Genomic DNA, 17174 nt, shown 5'->3' with positions numbered 1-17174 from the left:
AAAGCATGAAGATTAACTGAGTTTCAAGAATGGTGATGTGCAAGATCGCACTTTGCGGCGCTAAAACTTAAAGAAACGACAAGAATATTTCACTATATTTCACAAGTTTATTCGCAAATATCCCATAAATATGGCTCGGCAACTCTTGCGAAATAGCGCTTAATTACCGAGAATTATTTCGAATAAGAAATATTCTTCTTATTCATTCTGCCTCATGAGGGACGCATGCAAATGCAAGCTAAACCTCTGGCACCGGAGAGTTGCCGCCGCCTCTCCAAGCTCAATTAATTAAGGCAATGCCTGCCTTTCCTTCGTCCGCTTATCAAAATAAGCGGGGGTTCTCATTTACACAGCATCATTCAACGGGAGTAATGGCATGTTTAAAAATATGACTGTAGGGACCAAGCTGATTTCCAGCTTTTTGACCTTGTCTGTCGCGGGCGCGATCGTCGCCGGCATCGGCATCTATGACATGGGCTTGATCAACGACAAGGCTGGCGACATATATAACAAGGAGTTATTGGGGCTGTCGCATATCAAGGAAGCAAACATCGACTTGCTCTCCATCGGACGTGCACGCGGCAATTTTTTGCTGTCGACCACTCAAGAAGAACGCACGCTGAATAAAGAGAACATTAAAAAATATCTGGCCTCGTCCAGAGACAATCTGGATAAAGCCAAACCTTTATTTTTCAGCGATAGAGCAAAAGTCCTGTTTGAACAATACGCCGCCGTCGCACAAGATTATGAAAAAGAGCTGTGGCAAACATTAGAACTCGCTGAGAAAGAACCGCTGCAACAGCGCAGCGCAGAGTTAAGCGCCAGCATGGCGCAAACACGTGTACATGCAAATAAGCTCGATGGCGTATTGGATGAACTGTCCACACAAAAAGAAGCACGCGCTGCGCAAGCCTATGTAGAAACCGAACAGTTATATGACTCCAGCCGCGCCATCATGGTCTTGTTGGTGATCTTCAGCACCTTCTCGGGCATCTTGCTAGGCGCGCTAATTACGCGCAGCCTCAAACGCCAGTTGGGTGGTGAACCTGATTACGCAGCCGGCGTTGCATCACGTATCGCAGCCGGCGATCTGACCGTTGATATCGACTTGCGCCCAAGAGATCAAACCAGCATGTTGTTCGCAATGCGCGAGATGCGTGACAGCTTGGCCAACATCGTCAGCCAGGTAAGAACCGGCACGGACACCATCACTACCGCATCAGGACAAATCGCCGCCGGCAATCTGGATCTATCTTCCCGCACTGAAGAACAAGCCAGCGCGTTGGAAGAAACCGCATCTTCGATGGAAGAGATCACTTCCACCGTTAAACAGAACGCCGACAATTCACGCCAAGCCAATGAGCTGGCCGTCAATGCATCCGATATCGCGGTGCGCGGTGGCGCGGTTGTCTCGCAAGTGGTCGATACGATGGGATCGATTACCGAATCATCCAGAAAAATTGTCGACATCATCGGCGTCATCGATGGCATCGCCTTCCAGACAAATATTTTGGCATTGAATGCAGCGGTGGAAGCAGCACGTGCAGGCGAACAAGGTCGTGGTTTTGCCGTAGTCGCATCGGAAGTGCGCAGCCTTGCGCAACGCTCCGCTTCGGCTGCGAAAGAAATCAAACAGTTGATCGGCGACTCTGTTGAAAAAGTGGATACCGGTAGCAAGCTGGTAGCGCAAGCAGGAACCACGATGAAAGAAGTGGTGGATAGCATTCAACACGTGACCGACCTGATGGCCGAAATTACTGCTGCGGGTCGTGAGCAAAGCGCCGGGATTGAGCAAGTCAATCAAGCCATTACGCAAATGGATGAAGTGACACAACAAAATGCAGCGCTGGTGGAAGAAGCTGCAGCAGCGTCGCAATCATTGCAAGATCAAGCGACTCATCTTTCTGAGATAGTCAGCGTCTTCAAACTCGACCAATCTCAAATTAGAACTGCGCATGCAAGCAAACCTGCAACGGCTCGTTCGCATGTAAAACCGCTGATCAATGCAGTGCAACGCAAGATTGCAGACGGCACCAAACCAGCTGCACCGCAAAAACTCGCGTTCGCAAATCCGCGCAGTAACAGCAATGATTGGACGGAGTTTTAAATTCTCTTAAAACTTACCTAACGTTGCTTCAAATAAAAAAGCCGCCCGATTTTTGATCGGGCGGCTTTTTAGTTTTCGCATTACTAATAAAAGATGAAGGTGGGTTGCTGCGTTACCAAACAGCGCACCACAATCAATTAGAACGAGTAACGAGCAGTCAACTCAACGCTACGCGGTGAACCTGGCAAAATACCGACATCGTTGTTAGCCGAGATAAAGTATTTACGGTCAAAGATGTTTTTCAGATTGAGCGCAAGGCTCATGCCTTTTGGCGCCGGACGATAGTAAGCAGCCAGATCGACAGTGGTGAATGCCGGGATCTCGATTGCGTTATCGATTGCTGCGTAGTTGGCCCCGCGGTAAGTAACACCGCCACCAACCTGCACACCAGGAATCCACTGATCAATCGATTTAAGTGTCCACAAGCTGGCAGTTTGTTTCGGTGTTAGTGCAAGAGTTTTACCTTTCAACAATGTTGCAGTTGCTCCCGCCAAAGGCGGCGTAGGGACATTACCAACTGCTTTGGTCACTTCGCCATCCATATATGAATAACTACCAATCAGCTGCCAGCCACGTGCAATTTCGCCGCCCAGACTTAATTCCACACCTTTGGTCTGCTGTTCGCCAATTTGAATCAATTGCGTTGGAATACTAGGGTTGGTGACTTTCACATCGCTACGTGTCAATTGATAAACGGCTGCGGTGAAGCTAGCCGCGCCATTGAACAAATCGAGCTTGGTGCCGACTTCAAGATTCTGCGTTTTTTCTGGGCCCAGATCAGCATTATTGGTGGCAAGTGCGCCAGCTTCAGCCGATGGCTGGAACGATTTGGAAACCGATGCGTAATAACTCTGGGTGTTTGTAGGTTGCCAGACAATACCAACACGCGGCGAGAATGCGGTATCTGTTCTCTTCAGATTTGGGCCAATCTGATTTTCATACTTCTGTCCGTAACTGTCATAACGCAATCCGACCAACGTTTTTATCTGAGAATTCCAACTTGTCAGATCTTGGACATATGCACCAGCAGTTGTCAAAATGGAGGTGCCAACGCTGTTATTACCTGCCGTCGTTGGTGGCGTAGAAACAGTGAAAGGTAAATTCGGCAGCACTGGATTACTTAAAGGCGTGAGGTAGTAATTGGCAACCAATGCATTGTTTACATACTGATATTTGTTCTGCTCACCAAATTCCAAACCCGTCAAAATTTGATGACGCGTGCTGCCCCACATCACATCATTCGTCAGCTCCGACTGATTGAACCAGCCGTGTTCATCACGATCGATATTCCCACGCTGAAAATTCAAAATTGGATTAGCCGCTGTACCGGTAGTGCGTATGACACGTGTGTGGTTACGATCAAGCGTGTAGTCAAAGTAACGGAACTTGTTGCTGAACGAAGTCTTGTCCGACAAACGCAAATTGTATTGTGCGGTGGTGGCTTGCATCACTGAAGCCGTAAAGTCGTTTGCATTGGCATTCGCTGCGCCATAGACCGTCGAAGGGTCAACATTGACTGGGCGACCATTAACACCTGGCACGCCGAAATCAATAGAACGCTTTTGATTCTGGTAATCGTATTGCAGCAACACACTTTGATTGCCATCTTTCCAAAGCAAGCTAGGCGAGATGTCTTTGTTTTTCAAGAAACCATCTTTGCGATAGCTGCCGGAATCTTCCAATGCGCCATCGACGCGCACTGCCAACGTGTCGCTGATCGGACGATTGAGGCTGAACTCCGTACGTTTCAATTCATCGCTACCAACTGTCGCGCTGATCTCGCCCGAGGGGCCAGTCAAATCAGGCTTTTTGGTGATGCGATTGATCACACCGCCCGACGAACCACGGCCGTATAAAACTGCTGCAGGTCCTTTCAACACTTCGATGCGGTCGATGTTGTACATATCGCGGAAATATTGCGAGTCATCACGCACGCCATCGAGCAAAATATCGGACAACGCAGTGAAGCCGCGAATCACGAACGCATCACGCTGACCATCACCCGTCGCCAGACCAATGCCAGGCACATTTTTCAGGACGTCAGTCAAAGTACGGGCACCCTGATCACGCATTACTTCGGATGTGATGACATTGATGGTTTGCGGAATATCTTTTTGCTGCGCATCGATCTTGAGCGCGGTACTGGCATTGGTTGGTGCGTAGTGATCGCCGTGCTCTTGCGCACCGGTGACTTTAATTTCTGGTAACTGATCGTCGGCCGCTGCCGCTTGTAACTGCATGCCGTTGACGAACAAAAAGGCGGCGACCGCAATAGCGCGTAATCGCAATGACTGATTCATAAAACCTCTGATAGATACGTGTTTGCTGCTGGCTGGCTGGGATACAAGATAATCTGGGCTGGCGATGCAGTGTCTCGAGATGAGAACGGTTATTATTCTCTCGTCGAGAAAAATAAGCTTCTACCATCGTAACTTCTTGATTACGTGTATTTTCGTCACAACACTTTTCTCAAGAAGGCATTAAGATAGCGTTAGATGTATGCATGTAATGACAAAAATCGATCCAGTTGCCAATTGGCAATGCGATCAGACGATATGGAATAGTCTGGAATTTTTCTCTGTCAGCCTTGTCCACTCAAGGACACCGTTTTTGGCAACTCAGCTTCAATCAAGGAATTTTTATGCATTTCAGCGCACGCATCCTGTCGCAGGGCGCGCTTTTGGCAGTTATCGGCATCATTGCCGGTTGTGCCGGTTCGAAACCAATCGTGTATACCGCTGAGAAATTTGATTCGGCTGATGTCTATTCACGCCGCTTCCCTGTGCCCGGCAACGTCGCATGTGAAGCGGTGCGTCGCACCTTGTTGAGCCAAGGTTATGTGATCAATGCGGCCACTCACGAGCAGGTCGATGGCCGCAAGAGTTTTCAGCCTGAGAATGATGTGCACGTACAGATTGCGTTTCGCGTGGTGTGTGCTGCCGATACTGCTGATGGCACAACCTCATCGGTATTCGTCAACGCACTCGAAGATCGTTATGCGCTGAAGAAGACCAATAATTCTGCGAGTCTGGGTGTCGGTGCGCTGGGATCGGTTTCACTACCGTTCTCTTCCAGCGATGATTCACTGGTCAAGGTGGCGAGTGCAACGATCTCAGCGGAAAATTTCTACGCGCGTTTTTTCCAACTGGTCGAACGCTATCTAACGAATGAAGCGACGCCGGCACCAGAGTCTATGGAAATCACGCACCCGCTGGTGCCGACTCCAACGGTGACTGGTCCGTAATTTTCCAGCCGCCGCCTAGCGCTTTGTACAAACTGACGGATGCCTGCAAACGCAGTGTATTCAATTGTGCGCTTGTGTCTTGCGCAGCATACAAGGTGCGTTGCGCATCGAGCAAAGTGAGCAGCGTTTCCGCACCGGCGCGATAACGCGATTCTGCCAAAGTCAGCGCGCGTTGCGCCTGCTTCAATTCTTCCTGCTGCGCGATGCGTTGCGCTTCAATCCCCGTCACTGCATTTAACGCAACTTCTACATCGCCGAAAGCAGCGATGATCGCCTGTCTGTAATTCGCCAATAATTCTTCACGTTGCGCCACTGCCAGATCACGTCCCGCAGCGAGTCGCCCTGCATTAAAAATAGGCGCGGTCAAACCAGCGGCGAGGCTGTACAGCGGATTATCAAATACCGTGCTCGATCGATTGCTGATTGCATCGGCATTCGCGGACAACACAACACTAGGCAGCATCGCTGCACGCGCCACCGTGATATTTGCATCGGCAGAAAGCAACCGCGCTTCGGCCCGTGCGATGTCGGGGCGCTGTGTCAGCAATTTACTGGGCAAGCCGGAAGTAATCGCCGGCGCTCGCAGTGTTCTCAAATCAGCGCTGGTCAACGTCAGCGCAGTGACGCTGCGTCCGAGCAAAACTGCGAGTGTGGTTTGGCTATCTTCTGCTTGCTGACGAATCGCTGCGAGCACGCGCTGTTGCGCAGCGACCAGGCCACGCTGTTGCGCGAGCTCAAGTTGATTGCCAGCACCGGCACGCGCGCGCGACTCCGCCACATTCAGCAAGCGTTGCGCACTGGCCAGGCTTAACTCGGCGATGGCTGAACGTTCGCGCAAACCAACTGCCTGCAACCATGCGGAAGCAACACCTGCGGTGACCGTCAAGCGCACCGTATCGCGATCAAAGATTGCGACACGCACCAGCGATTGCGAACCATCGCGTAATGCGCGATTACGTCCCCAAAAATCCAGTTCGTAACTTGCGCTCAAACCCGCGTTGTAACTTGTGCCGGTTACGACAGCATCACCACCGAGGCGCCCATTACGACCACCGCCTAGCGTGCCGGATAATTCAGGCAACATGGCCGCACCGGCAATTGTCGCCGAAGCTTGCGCCTGATTGACGCGCGCTACGGCAGCCGCGACGTCCAGGCTTTGCGTTTGTGCAATCGCGATCAGTTCATCCAGTTCAGTACTGCCGAAGCTGCGCCACCAATCTTGCGTCACCGCTGCGGAAGATAAAGCTTCAGCATCTTTATGCAGCCATTGCGCCGGCACGTCAGGGGCTTCCGTTTGCAATGGGGCTTGTGTGGCGCATGCTGACAGAGCCAACACGATAGAAATTGCGATTAAAGTCTTTTTCATTTTCAATCCGGTCATTCAGAAGCAAGCGCGACGACGGGGTCGAGTGCTGCTGCTTTTTTCGCCGGCATATAGCCGAAGATCAATCCGGTCGCTACCGAGCACGCGAACGCGCCGACAATCGCCGTTACGGAAAAAATCACAGGCACTTTCGATAGCAGCAAGATGCCGCCTATCGTCAAGCCGCTCACGACGCCGATCACGCCACCGACCAGTGACACCAAAACTGCCTCGGTCAAAAACTGTCGCATGATGTCGCGCTGACGTGCGCCAGTTGCCATGCGGATGCCGATTTCACGCGTGCGTTCGCGCACTGTCATCAGCATTACGTTCATCACGCCGATGCCGCCAACCACCAGCGATACCGCTGCAATCAAACCGAGCATCATCTTCATCGCGTTACTGGTTTGCGCTGCCGCTTGCAACTTCGCAGCGGCATTACCGATGCGGAAGTCATCATTGCCGCGCCGTGCCAGCAAGAGTTTTTTCATCGCAGCTTCAGCCGCTTGCACTTGCTCTTCCGACGCGGCTTCGACCACCGTGTAATCCGGTTCAGCGCGCGCATCATAAACACGCATGCGACCCGATTGGTAAGGGATGAATACCATCTCGTCATAATTTTGCGAACCGGAATCTGCACCGCGCTCTGCCATCACACCGATCACTTCAAACGGTGCGTCAACAATCAGAATTTGTTTGCCGATAGGATTGCTGCCATCAGGGAAAAAGTTCTCCTTGAACTTGTGGCCGATGACGACCACTGGTGCGATATCGCGGTCTTCTGCTTCCGTGAAGAAGCGCCCTTGCGCTACACGCCAGCGATGTACCAAGGGCATCGCATTCGAGCTGGCGAATGCATATACTTGTCTATCGACATTGGCGTAACGCACAGTGACCGGATCGCCGATGATGGGCATGACGTGACCGATTTCCGGCAAGTCGGCAACCGCATCCAGATCTTCTATCGTCAAGCGACCCGGTGGACCACCATTGGATGGATGACCGCTACCCAAATACATGATCGTCGTGCCGAGCGAGCCCATCTCGTCAATCACGCGCTGCTTGGCGCCTTCGCCGACTGCCAGCATCACAATCACAGACGCAACGCCGATGACGATACCGAGCAAAGTCAGACTGGTACGCGTGCGATTCAGTTTCATGCCGCGCCATGCAGTGCGTGCGGCCTCGCGCAAATCGTCCCAGAACGATGCGCCTGCATCACGACCGGCTTGCGTCATGTCGGGTGCAGGCAAAGCCTGCTTGACCGTCGACACGCCAGAGTCGGCAATGATCTGGCCATCGTGAATCTCGATTACGCGGCGCGCCTGCTCAGCGACATCGCGATCATGCGTAATCAAAATAATGGTGTGACCGGCATCCGCCAATTCATTCAGCAACAGCATCACTTCTGCACCGCTTTTGCTGTCGAGTGCGCCGGTCGGTTCATCGGCGAGGATGATGCGGCCGCCGTTCATCAACGCGCGCGCAATCGACACGCGTTGCTGCTGCCCGCCGGATAATTGTGTCGGCCGGTTATCGAGCTTGTCGGCCATGCCGAGTCGCGTCAGCAAGGCGGCGGCGCGTTCAGCACGTGCCTCTTCCGGCATGCCTGCATAAATCGCCGGGACTTCAACGTTCTCGCGCGCGGATTCGGTGGCGATCAGATGATAGCCCTGGAACACGAAACCGAATGCTTCGCGCCGCAACCATGCCAACTCATCGCCATCCAGCGTGGCGACATCGCGCCCGCTGAATAAATATGTGCCTGAGCTTGGTCTGTCCAGACAGCCGAGCAAATGCATCAGCGTCGATTTGCCGGAACCCGATGCGCCTACGATGGCGACAAATTCGCCTGCGTGGATATTCAGCGTGAGGCCATGCAGTACTTCAACCGCAGGTGCGCCATCAACATTACCGCCATATTGCTTGCGGATTTCACGCAGAGAAATCAACGGTGGTGCCGAATTCAATTCGATTACGGAAGCACTACTTACCACTTGAACCTCGACGTCCCTGCCTTGCTGACGGTTTCGCCAGTAATCAGTTGCTCACCTTCTTTCAAGCCTTCCACTACTTGCACTGCGAGCCTGTCTTGCACACCGGCGCGCACGTCACGCTCTTGTACTTTGTCATGTGCGTCGAGCACGCGTGCCTTGTACATATTCGGTTTTTGATCGACGGGTTGCAATGCGCCCAAAGGTGCGATCAACACATCGCGCGCGGATGCGGTGATGAATGAAACTTGCGCCGTCATTTGCGGCAACAGTTCAGCATCCTTGTTATCTACATCGAACAACACCGTGTATTGCACAACTTTGCTGGCAGCCGGCTGACCTGCTGCAGCTTGGCTTGCAGCAGCAACTGGTGGTGCCGGCAAGACCTGACGTACCTTGCCGTTCCAGCGACGTCTATCACCAGCCAGCGTCGAAAAGTATGCAGCCTGACCCGCTTTGACGCGACGAATATCCGCTTCAGAAACTGTGGTCCACACTGTCATCTCTGACAAATCCGCGATGCGCATCAAGGTTGGTGTTTGATATGTTGCGTTCAGCGTTTGCCCTTCTTTTGCATCGATGCCGGTAACGGTGCCAGCCATAGGCGCGAAGATGCGCGCGTAACCGAGACGCGCTTCATCCGCTTTCAGACTGGATTGCGTTTGCACGATGCGCGCCTTGAGTTGTTCGATGCGCGCAGCTGCTGATGCCAGATTTGCTTCGGCAGTTTGCACGTCTTCCAGACGCGTAGACTCATCACGATTCATTTGTTGCTGACGCGCGTGCTGCTGTTGCGCGAGTTTATGCTGCGCACGCTGCTCGTCGAGTTGCGCACGCAAATCCATTTGCTCTGCACGGCCCGCTTCCACCGTTGCCTGAAATACGCTGGCATCGATCTCCACCAGCAACTGGCCTTTTTTAACGACATCGCCAGGCTGCACATGAATGCGCGTGATCTGGCCGGATACCTGCGCACCGACCTCAACCGAAGTTACTGGCTGCAAAGTGCCGATCGCGGTGACAGTCGCTTCGATATTGCCACGCGTGATAGGTGCGGTTTCAAACTGCGCGTCGTTACTATTGCTCGACCATACAGCGGCGACTGCAATGACGCCTAATAGTGCAACGGCACCAACTATCTTTTGCTTCGTTGAAAATCTCTTGCCGGTAAATTTTTTCTGCGTCATTACTTTCGCCATCAGTTCTTGACCTCGAAGGTCAGGGTTGCGGTGTGTCGTACGTCTTCATATTTTTTGCCATCGACAGTGACCGAGCCATTGATACGCGCGGTGACTTCCAGCAAATAGCGGCCGGGGAAAGGTGTGGCCAAAGTAACCGTGCCATCCTTGGCTGGTTTCAATACACGACGCCAGCCTTCGGAGGTATCGACATTGACTTGCGATGCGGCGACGACGTTGCCTTTCCACACCAGCTTGAAGGTATTGCCATTGGCTTCCGTTGGTACCAACTCCAGATCATTAACTGCCTTGGTTTCACTGCGACCGTTCTTGGCCTGGTAATAATTCAGCACGCCTTTTTCACCCAAGCGGCTGGCAACCAAACGTACATCGCCCGTCACTTCAGAACCGATCACCAAACGCTCAGCCTCAGTTGTCAGTGGCAGATCCTTGCCATCAGCAAGATATGCGCGCGGTGATGTAATGGTGGTAGGTGCCAAACGTGCGCCATCCAATTCACCAACGTAAGCCGTTGCTGCACCGGCCGCGTCGCGCTCCAGCCAAACGTAGTCTGCGTGCGCGGAAAAAGAAGTCGCCAGCATCGCAATGCTGAACGCTGACAAGAATGATTTTGGTATTGAGATACGCATATGAATTCTGAATTTTTTGAAAAAGTTGACGAAAAATTTTTCACGAATATGGCAAAAATGCCAAGCACACATCGCAAAATGGAAAGGGCGGCGTTGCACAGTCCATGCAAGGCCGCCATTTAGCGATAGAGCTGCGAACAGGTCGCCGCCCTATCTAGTCGCTAAAATTATTTCGCGACGAAGCTCAAAGTCGTGGTGTACGACAGCTTCTGCACTTTTTCACCGGCGATTTCATAGTCGCCTTTTACTTCGTGATTGCTCATCAGGATGTAACGGCCCTTTTCTTTTGCTGAAACTTCAATACGTCCATCCTTGTTAGTTTTAAAGCCTTTTGTCCATTGATCCGGATTAACAACGGTCACTTTTTTGTCTGCTACTGGTTGGCCCTTGAAGGTCAATGTAAATACATTGCCATTGGCTTTCACCGGCACCAATTCAAAATCCAGTGCTGCGTTGGTTTCGGTACGGCCAGCGCGCGAGTTGAACACTGCAGCTTGTAATTGGCCGTCTTTATTTTTCCATGGCTTCCAGACTTGATCGTTGATCAGACGCACGTCGCCCGCATCGGTAACCGCTGCTTCAAGATATTCTGGCTTGACGCTGAGCTTGGCGAGTTGCTTCACATCTTTTGTGAATACCTGTGTGGTCGCTGCCAGCTTGGCAACGTCATCACCGTGATCGCGCTCGCCGTCAACGTCGCCTACATACACTTTTGCCGGGTCGGTCGCGTCGCGTTCTATCCATACTTGATGGGCGCTGGCAGCCAATGCAAAGCTTGAGAGGGCGAACAGGGCGAGAGATTTCTTGATCATGTGTATATCCTTTGTTTAGATAAATTAAGTACAAAGTCAGGCTGGCAATATGCCGACCACGACCGAAAACATCAGCATTGATCTCAACGGGCTGATAACGGCATTTTTCTGCTCTTACTATCTATGACCAACGAGATTGAAAAAAGGGCCATTTCGGTGCGAAATAAGCATAGAAACGACCCGATCGACTTGCGGCCAATTGATCTGAGTTTAAAAACGCATATCCAAGCCGACACGCAGATTGCGTGGTGCGCCGTAATACGAACCGCCAGTCGAGGTGTAATACGATTTATCGAATGCGTTGTACAGATTGACGGTAGCGGTCAAATCCTTTGAGATTTGATAACGCGCCATCAGGTCAACGACTGCATACGATTCTTGCGTGAAACGTACGCTGGAAGGCCCTTGATTTTCGCTATAAATTTCATCCTGCCAGCGCACACCTCCACCTACCGTCAGGTTGTTATCAAGAACCGGTAAGCGGTAGCTGGTAAAGAGCTTGAACGTATTGCGTGGCACGTTGGTATTCAAAGCCTTGCCAGTACGATCCGATGTCATGTTGCGTGCAAAGGCTACAGAAGCTTGCCAATTGCGCGCGACTTCACCACCCACTTCAAGTTCAACACCTTTGGTGCTGGTACCTGAAACAACGTCATAGGCATTGCCGCCACCTGACAGCGGAATGTTTGGCACGATTAGAACCGCGAGGTTGTCTTGCTTGATCTTGTAAATCGCGGCTGCCACGTTAAGGCGTTTGTTGAAGAATTCGCCTTTGGCACCGATCTCATAGCTGTTGCCCAGCAGGGGATCAATGTATTCGCCGTTAATATCCTTGTTACTTTGTGGCTTGAAGATATCGGTGTAACTGGCGTATGTCGACCAGTTTTGATTGATGTCGTACACAACACCCGCATACGGCGTGACCTGGTTCTTCTCTTCACGACTGGTATTGACTACAGCATTGGTCGCGTAGGTCCGCGTGCTCTTGTCGTTTTTCCAGGTGGTCACCCGTGCACCGAGAATGACGGATAAAGCATCTGTCGGTTTCAAACGTACCGATGAATAAGCGCTGTTGGTGCGCTCTTTCATCGAGATGTCACTGTTTGCAGGATTGTTTGGCGCAGCCGGACTAGTGCCATCCCATGTATAAATATTCGGGACGGCACTGCTCCAGCCGGCAAAGTTCCACAAACCATAACCAACAGTGGCATCCACCGTACGTGTTGACGTCGCGCCTACAACCAGTTCATGCTTGCGGCCAAACAGATTGAATGGACCAGTCGCGTAAACATCCAGACTGTCTTGCACTGGCTTACCAGCCCATCGGCCCGCCCATAGATTTACACCTGCACCGGTTGCACGAACCGGATAACCACCTGCCGCATAACCAAGCACTTCATCGTATTCACTTGATGCGTGGTTGAAGGTTCCCTTCAGCAGCCATTCATTGTCGAAGCGATGTTCGAGCGATGCAAAGATCGATTGATTTTCACGTTTGGAATATGCCCATGACGCGGCCGCAGAATCCGAGCGAGACCAGATCGCGCGTGAGCCGTCTGAATAATATGCAGGGAGTCCGCTACGAGCGTGGCCGGTGGCATCCTGTTGTTGCAGCGTAAAGCCGACAGTTGCGAGTGTGGAAGGACCGATATCGGCCTCGACGATGCCGGCAAAGATTCTTGTTTTTTCCTCCAGCCTGTCGATGTAAGAATCGTTATCCTGAACGGCTGCGATCATGCGACCACGTACAGTACCGGCTTCATTCAGCGGCGTGGAAATATCGCCTTCAACACGGCGATAGTTCCAAGAGCCCACTTCGACTTTCGCAGAGGCTTGGAATGTTTTTGTTGGACGCTTGCGTACCAAATTGATTGTTGCACTTGGCGAACCTACGCCATTCATCAAGCCAGTCGCACCACGTACGACTTCGACACGGTCGTAAAGCACCATGTCGCTGGTTTGAAAGATTGAACTGTAGTTACTATAAATCTGGCCCACGCCGTCAACCTGATAGTTTTCCACTGCGAAGCCGCGCGCATAAATCGTGCTGCTATCGGAGCCCATGTTGCCGGCATAGTTGATCGTTAAGCCTGGCGTCTGTATCACAACATCAGACAATTGAGTCAAACCTTGATCATCCATGCGCTGACGCGTCATGACGCTGACCGACTGCGGCGTTTCACGGATCGAAAGATTCATGCGCGTCGCGGTGCTGGTAGCACCCGATGTATATAGACCGGTTCCTTCAGTCGTGCCATCTAACGCTACGGCAGTCACCAACACCTCAGGCAATGTCGAGCTTTCCCGCGGAGCATCGGCTGATTTTTTTGCCAAGGTGTAGCTGCCATCAGCACGAGGTACGATATCCAGACCACTGCCAGTCAACAATTTTGCAACCGCTTCGCGTGCGGAATAGCTACCCGACAACGCGGGGCTATTTAGCCCCTCGGTCAATGCAGGATCGAACGACAAGGCAATCCCGGCTTGCGCGGCAAAGCTGGACAGGTTGCGACCGAGCGGACCCGCAGCAATGTTGTAGGGTTTGGCGGTAACGGCATCAAGTGTAGTGGCAGCATTGACATTGACGCTGGTAACAGCGGCGCCGGCCAACATCATGCTCAACAATGCGATACGAACAGCTTGATTCAGAGGGCGCTCGACACAGCGCGAACGTGCGGATGACATGAGGGGATATTCCTTTCGGATGGATAAGTAGGTTTCTTCAACCTACTTGCCAGCCGAAATCAAAAAAAGTATCACCGAATACAAAAATTATTTTTGCATACAGCTTTATTCATATTCAGCGCGGCACCAGCGTGATCCAGCGCCCACCCAAACGCGTCGCTGCATCGATCGGATAGGTTGATACCAGCATTGACAAGGTCTGGTCAGTATCGCCAACTGGAAATGCACCGGAGATACGTAGATTGGCCAGCGTCGGATCGACGCGCACGATGCCACGGCGATAGCGCGATAACTCATCGGCGAAATCACCCAGTGGCATCTTGTCCGCCATCAGCATTGCTTGCATCCATGCGATCACAGAATCATCGGCATCAATTGACGCTTGTACATTGCGCTTGGTGAAAGTAGTTTGCTGCCCGGCTTGCAACACTTGCTGTGCAGCCTTTGCATCCTCGGGCGTGATTCTTACCGCGCCTTCCAGTACGGCGATATGTGTCAGCGCATCACGTTGACGTACGCTGAATCGCGTGCCGAGGGCTTCCATATTTCCTTGAATGGAATTGACGCTGAAAGGCCTATGTTTCGCTGCGATATCCGGCGCAGTCTCTACAAGAATTTCGCCTTCACGCAATGCGACGGTTCGATGCTTTTCATCAAAATGCACATCGATGGCAGTGGCTGTATTTAACGCAAGCCGCGTGCCGTCAGCCAAGCGAAGATCGCGTCGCTCACCAACAGCCGTCCGATAATCAGCCGTCCACTCTTGCTCATCAATAAAGCGCCATGCGCCCCAACTGGCAGGAACTGCGGCCAACAACAAGGCAAGCTTGACGACTGCGGCGCGGCGCCCGACGTTCGCGGGACGACGCAATGCAGGCATTGCCAATCCGGGCGGCAAGCCGCCCAATTTATTCATCAACAATTCGGCACGCGCCCATGCGCGCGCATGTTCCGGACTGCGTTGACGCCATCGTTCACAGGCGATGCGATCACTTTCTTTTACCGCACCGTCGTGCAATTGCAGCAGCCAATCAGCAGCCTCGTCAAGAATCTGAGGATCAATAGCGATTGCGGGATTCATTTGTAGCGCCATATTTTTACTCCATGAAGCTCAGGCAATGCAGGAACGCCTGCTTCATGTAGCGCTTGACGCTGATCAGAGAGACGTCGAGTTGCTGTGCGATGGCTTCGTACTTCATGCCTTCGATTTGAGACAGCAGGAAGGTGTGTTTTACCTTGGCAGGCAAAGCATCCAGCATGCGATCAATCTCATGCAGGGTTTCAAGGATGATGTAGCGCTGCTCGACTGAAGGCGCTTGTTGCTCAGGCAAAACTGATAGCGCATCCAGATAAGCGCGCTCCAAAGCTTGGCGCTGATACCAGTTGATCAGCAAGCCTTTGGCGACCGTGGTCAGATACGCACGCGGCTCTTGCACTGTTGTTACATTACGCGAATCGAGTATGCGAGTAAAAGTATCTTGCGCCAGATCGGCAGCGTCGAAGGTGTTACCTAGCTTTTTACCCAACCACCCTTGTAACCAGCTGTGGTGGTCGCTGTAGAGCGTGCCGATATCGTGCTGCGGTGAAAGTGGCGCGGAAGCTGACATGCGTTGCTGCCTTATTTTTCAGCAGTATGCAAAACGTGTGATGCACCTGCGAGCTCATCCGTATTTGCATTCGTCGGGACTGTCGATACTTCACTCAGACTGCGCACGAAATGCATAGCCTGCGGTTGTTCGACCAACACGCATTGTTTGCCGGTACGCTTGCAATGATCCTGCACACGCCAATACGCATCGTGACTAACGCAACCGGTTTGGCAAATCACCATATCTGCTGCGGTCAAACTTGCTTCCAGCGCAGTGTCATCAACGACATCACGACCGTCGTGATGCAGAAAATGGCCGCCAGCTTTTTCAATCGCTTGCTGCGCGATGATCGTGGCAGGCTCATCCTGGCCTATGCACAAGACTGATTTTTCAAGTAGATTGATCGGCATAGCCGCATCGCCTAATGCCGCTCCTTCTACCTCTGCGGTCGTCTGCACTTTGCCGTGCAAACCCAAGCGCTCGCGCAGTAAATCTTGTACATGCTGCGTTAATTTTTCCACGCGACGCGCCAAAGTTAAACGCGTAGACAAGCCAGGTATGCTTGCCTGTAGTTTGCTCAAATCTTCACGTGCATAAGCGAGCGCGGTATCGCGCACTATGACTTCTCCGCGTAAACGGATGATTTCCGCCTGCATGCGCGCAGCTTCGGTCTGCAAGGTTTCGATTTGATCGACTTGTCTTGCCACCAATTCACTGCAACGACTCTGGACGCGGCCGTACTCATTGAGCAGCACACTGTGCTCACGCGCGATGTTTTCGAAATTGTTGCGGGACTTGCTCATTACCAATCTCCAACCCGATCAATTGCGTATCTCGCAAACATGCATAGATACGCATACCGACCAGCAAATTGGAGTCAATTATAAATGATAATGATTCCTATTAACAGGGAATTTTATTTCTCGCTTTATTAGAATATTCACCGCGATTAAAGGCCCGAGAGGTATTCTTCTTTAAGCTAGGAGTTAATTCTGTATTCTCTTTCTGGTGCGCACAGCCAAATCGTAAAATACAACAGAGCTCTAAAACTCTTCTCCATTTGCTTCATGACCACCGAACACATCTCCCCCATCATTGAAAGAAAGCCGCTGTCGCGTTTGGCCAAAGCGCTATATGGTTTTGCCGGTGGCGTGTCTTTGCTGCTGGGGGTGATAGGTATATTTTTGCCGGGGCTGCCTACTACACCGTTTGTTTTGCTGGCTGCAGCCTGCTTCGCGAAAGCATCGCCGCGCGTGCACCAATGGATGTTGCAGCATCAGCTGCTGGGCCCAATGCTGCGCAACTGGCATGAGCATCGCAGCCTGACGCGCAAGACAAAATCCATCGCTATCGTCTCGATGGTGTTGATGCTGAGTATTTCTATGTGGAGTTTTTCTGGCCGGCTGTGGATACAGCTAGCCTTGCTGGCGTTGGGAGCAATCGGTGCTGCGATGGTGTTGCGGATACCGACACGCGTTACCAAGGTAGCGCCACCACGCAACTAGGCACGTCATAAAAAAAAGCACCGTGTTTTGCACGATGCGTTTTTTCC

The 17174-nt window shown here is 52.0% G+C and carries 13 protein-coding genes; 3 read left to right on the top strand and 10 right to left on the bottom strand.

The features are described from left to right. Positions 1-376 precede the first annotated feature (376 nt). Positions 377-2107: a methyl-accepting chemotaxis protein gene (locus Q7T66_RS06170; protein WP_304932456.1), complete on the top strand. Its 1731-nt coding sequence runs from the start codon at positions 377-379 to the stop codon at positions 2105-2107. 137 nt (positions 2108-2244) lie between these two features. Here Q7T66_RS06170 and Q7T66_RS06165 read toward each other — a convergent pair whose 3' ends face one another. Further along, a complete protein-coding gene (locus tag Q7T66_RS06165; protein WP_304932455.1) occupies positions 2245-4407 on the bottom strand; it encodes a TonB-dependent siderophore receptor in 2163 nt (720 codons plus the stop codon). 341 nt (positions 4408-4748) lie between these two features. On the opposite strand from Q7T66_RS06165, the gene Q7T66_RS06160 reads away from it, so the two are divergent. Then, a complete protein-coding gene (locus Q7T66_RS06160) occupies positions 4749-5351 on the top strand; it encodes a DUF2242 domain-containing protein (protein ID WP_304932454.1) in 603 nt (200 codons plus the stop codon). Here Q7T66_RS06160 and Q7T66_RS06155 read toward each other — a convergent pair. The 9 genes from Q7T66_RS06155 to Q7T66_RS06115 form a co-directional block, all read right to left on the bottom strand. Further along, the gene (locus tag Q7T66_RS06155) at positions 5308-6717 is read right to left on the bottom strand and encodes an efflux transporter outer membrane subunit (RefSeq protein WP_304932453.1); all 1410 of its coding nucleotides are present in this window, start codon (positions 6715-6717) and stop codon (positions 5308-5310) included. The genes Q7T66_RS06160 and Q7T66_RS06155 overlap by 44 nt on opposite strands. Before the next feature lie 11 nt (positions 6718-6728). Beyond that, the gene (locus Q7T66_RS06150) at positions 6729-8684 is read right to left on the bottom strand and encodes a MacB family efflux pump subunit (protein ID WP_304932452.1); all 1956 of its coding nucleotides are present in this window, start codon (positions 8682-8684) and stop codon (positions 6729-6731) included. 20 nt (positions 8685-8704) lie between these two features. After that, complete coding sequence (locus tag Q7T66_RS06145; RefSeq protein ID WP_304932451.1) at positions 8705-9895, bottom strand: efflux RND transporter periplasmic adaptor subunit; 1191 nt, start codon at positions 9893-9895, stop codon at positions 8705-8707. Between the two features lie 11 nt (positions 9896-9906). Next, positions 9907-10536 (bottom strand): hypothetical protein, encoded by a 630-nt coding sequence (locus Q7T66_RS06140; RefSeq protein WP_304932450.1) that lies wholly within the window; start codon positions 10534-10536, stop codon positions 9907-9909. A 167-nt stretch (positions 10537-10703) separates the two neighbouring features. Continuing rightward, positions 10704-11348 carry a nickel uptake transporter family protein gene (locus Q7T66_RS06135; RefSeq protein WP_304932449.1) on the bottom strand — a complete coding sequence of 215 codons (645 nt, stop codon included), beginning with the start codon at positions 11346-11348 and terminating at the stop codon, positions 10704-10706. Positions 11349-11558: 210 nt separating this feature from the next. Then, positions 11559-14033: a TonB-dependent receptor gene (locus Q7T66_RS06130; RefSeq protein WP_304932448.1), complete on the bottom strand. Its 2475-nt coding sequence runs from the start codon at positions 14031-14033 to the stop codon at positions 11559-11561. A 115-nt stretch (positions 14034-14148) separates the two neighbouring features. Then, complete coding sequence (locus Q7T66_RS06125; RefSeq protein ID WP_304932447.1) at positions 14149-15114, bottom strand: FecR domain-containing protein; 966 nt, start codon at positions 15112-15114, stop codon at positions 14149-14151. A 16-nt stretch (positions 15115-15130) separates the two neighbouring features. Next, positions 15131-15640: a sigma-70 family RNA polymerase sigma factor gene (locus tag Q7T66_RS06120; protein ID WP_304932446.1), complete on the bottom strand. Its 510-nt coding sequence runs from the start codon at positions 15638-15640 to the stop codon at positions 15131-15133. Positions 15641-15651: 11 nt separating this feature from the next. After that, on the bottom strand, positions 15652-16425 hold the full coding sequence (locus Q7T66_RS06115; RefSeq protein WP_304932445.1) for a DUF2325 domain-containing protein: 774 nt from the start codon (positions 16423-16425) through the stop codon (positions 15652-15654). A gap of 264 nt (positions 16426-16689) precedes the next feature. Here Q7T66_RS06115 and Q7T66_RS06110 point away from each other — a divergent pair, with 264 nt between their 5' ends. After that, complete coding sequence (locus Q7T66_RS06110; RefSeq protein ID WP_304932444.1) at positions 16690-17127, top strand: YbaN family protein; 438 nt, start codon at positions 16690-16692, stop codon at positions 17125-17127. Positions 17128-17174 lie beyond the last annotated feature (47 nt).

Source organism: Herminiimonas sp. (genome assembly GCF_030655415.1).
The sequence above is the reverse complement of the archived record's forward strand: the minus strand, read 5'-3'. Positions and strand labels throughout refer to the sequence as shown.

Coding starts and splice junctions, on each gene's coding strand:
- Q7T66_RS06170 (WP_304932456.1), top strand. CDS start 377: ATGTTTAAAAATATGACTGTAGGGACCAAGCTGATTTCCAGCTTTTTG.
- Q7T66_RS06165 (WP_304932455.1), bottom strand. CDS start 4,407: ATGAATCAGTCATTGCGATTACGCGCTATTGCGGTCGCCGCCTTTTTG.
- Q7T66_RS06160 (WP_304932454.1), top strand. CDS start 4,749: ATGCATTTCAGCGCACGCATCCTGTCGCAGGGCGCGCTTTTGGCAGTT.
- Q7T66_RS06155 (WP_304932453.1), bottom strand. CDS start 6,717: ATGAAAAAGACTTTAATCGCAATTTCTATCGTGTTGGCTCTGTCAGCA.
- Q7T66_RS06145 (WP_304932451.1), bottom strand. CDS start 9,895: ATGACGCAGAAAAAATTTACCGGCAAGAGATTTTCAACGAAGCAAAAG.
- Q7T66_RS06140 (WP_304932450.1), bottom strand. CDS start 10,536: ATGCGTATCTCAATACCAAAATCATTCTTGTCAGCGTTCAGCATTGCG.
- Q7T66_RS06135 (WP_304932449.1), bottom strand. CDS start 11,348: ATGATCAAGAAATCTCTCGCCCTGTTCGCCCTCTCAAGCTTTGCATTG.
- Q7T66_RS06130 (WP_304932448.1), bottom strand. CDS start 14,033: ATGTCATCCGCACGTTCGCGCTGTGTCGAGCGCCCTCTGAATCAAGCT.
- Q7T66_RS06125 (WP_304932447.1), bottom strand. CDS start 15,114: ATGAATCCCGCAATCGCTATTGATCCTCAGATTCTTGACGAGGCTGCT.
- Q7T66_RS06120 (WP_304932446.1), bottom strand. CDS start 15,640: ATGTCAGCTTCCGCGCCACTTTCACCGCAGCACGATATCGGCACGCTC.
- Q7T66_RS06115 (WP_304932445.1), bottom strand. CDS start 16,425: ATGAGCAAGTCCCGCAACAATTTCGAAAACATCGCGCGTGAGCACAGT.
- Q7T66_RS06110 (WP_304932444.1), top strand. CDS start 16,690: ATGACCACCGAACACATCTCCCCCATCATTGAAAGAAAGCCGCTGTCG.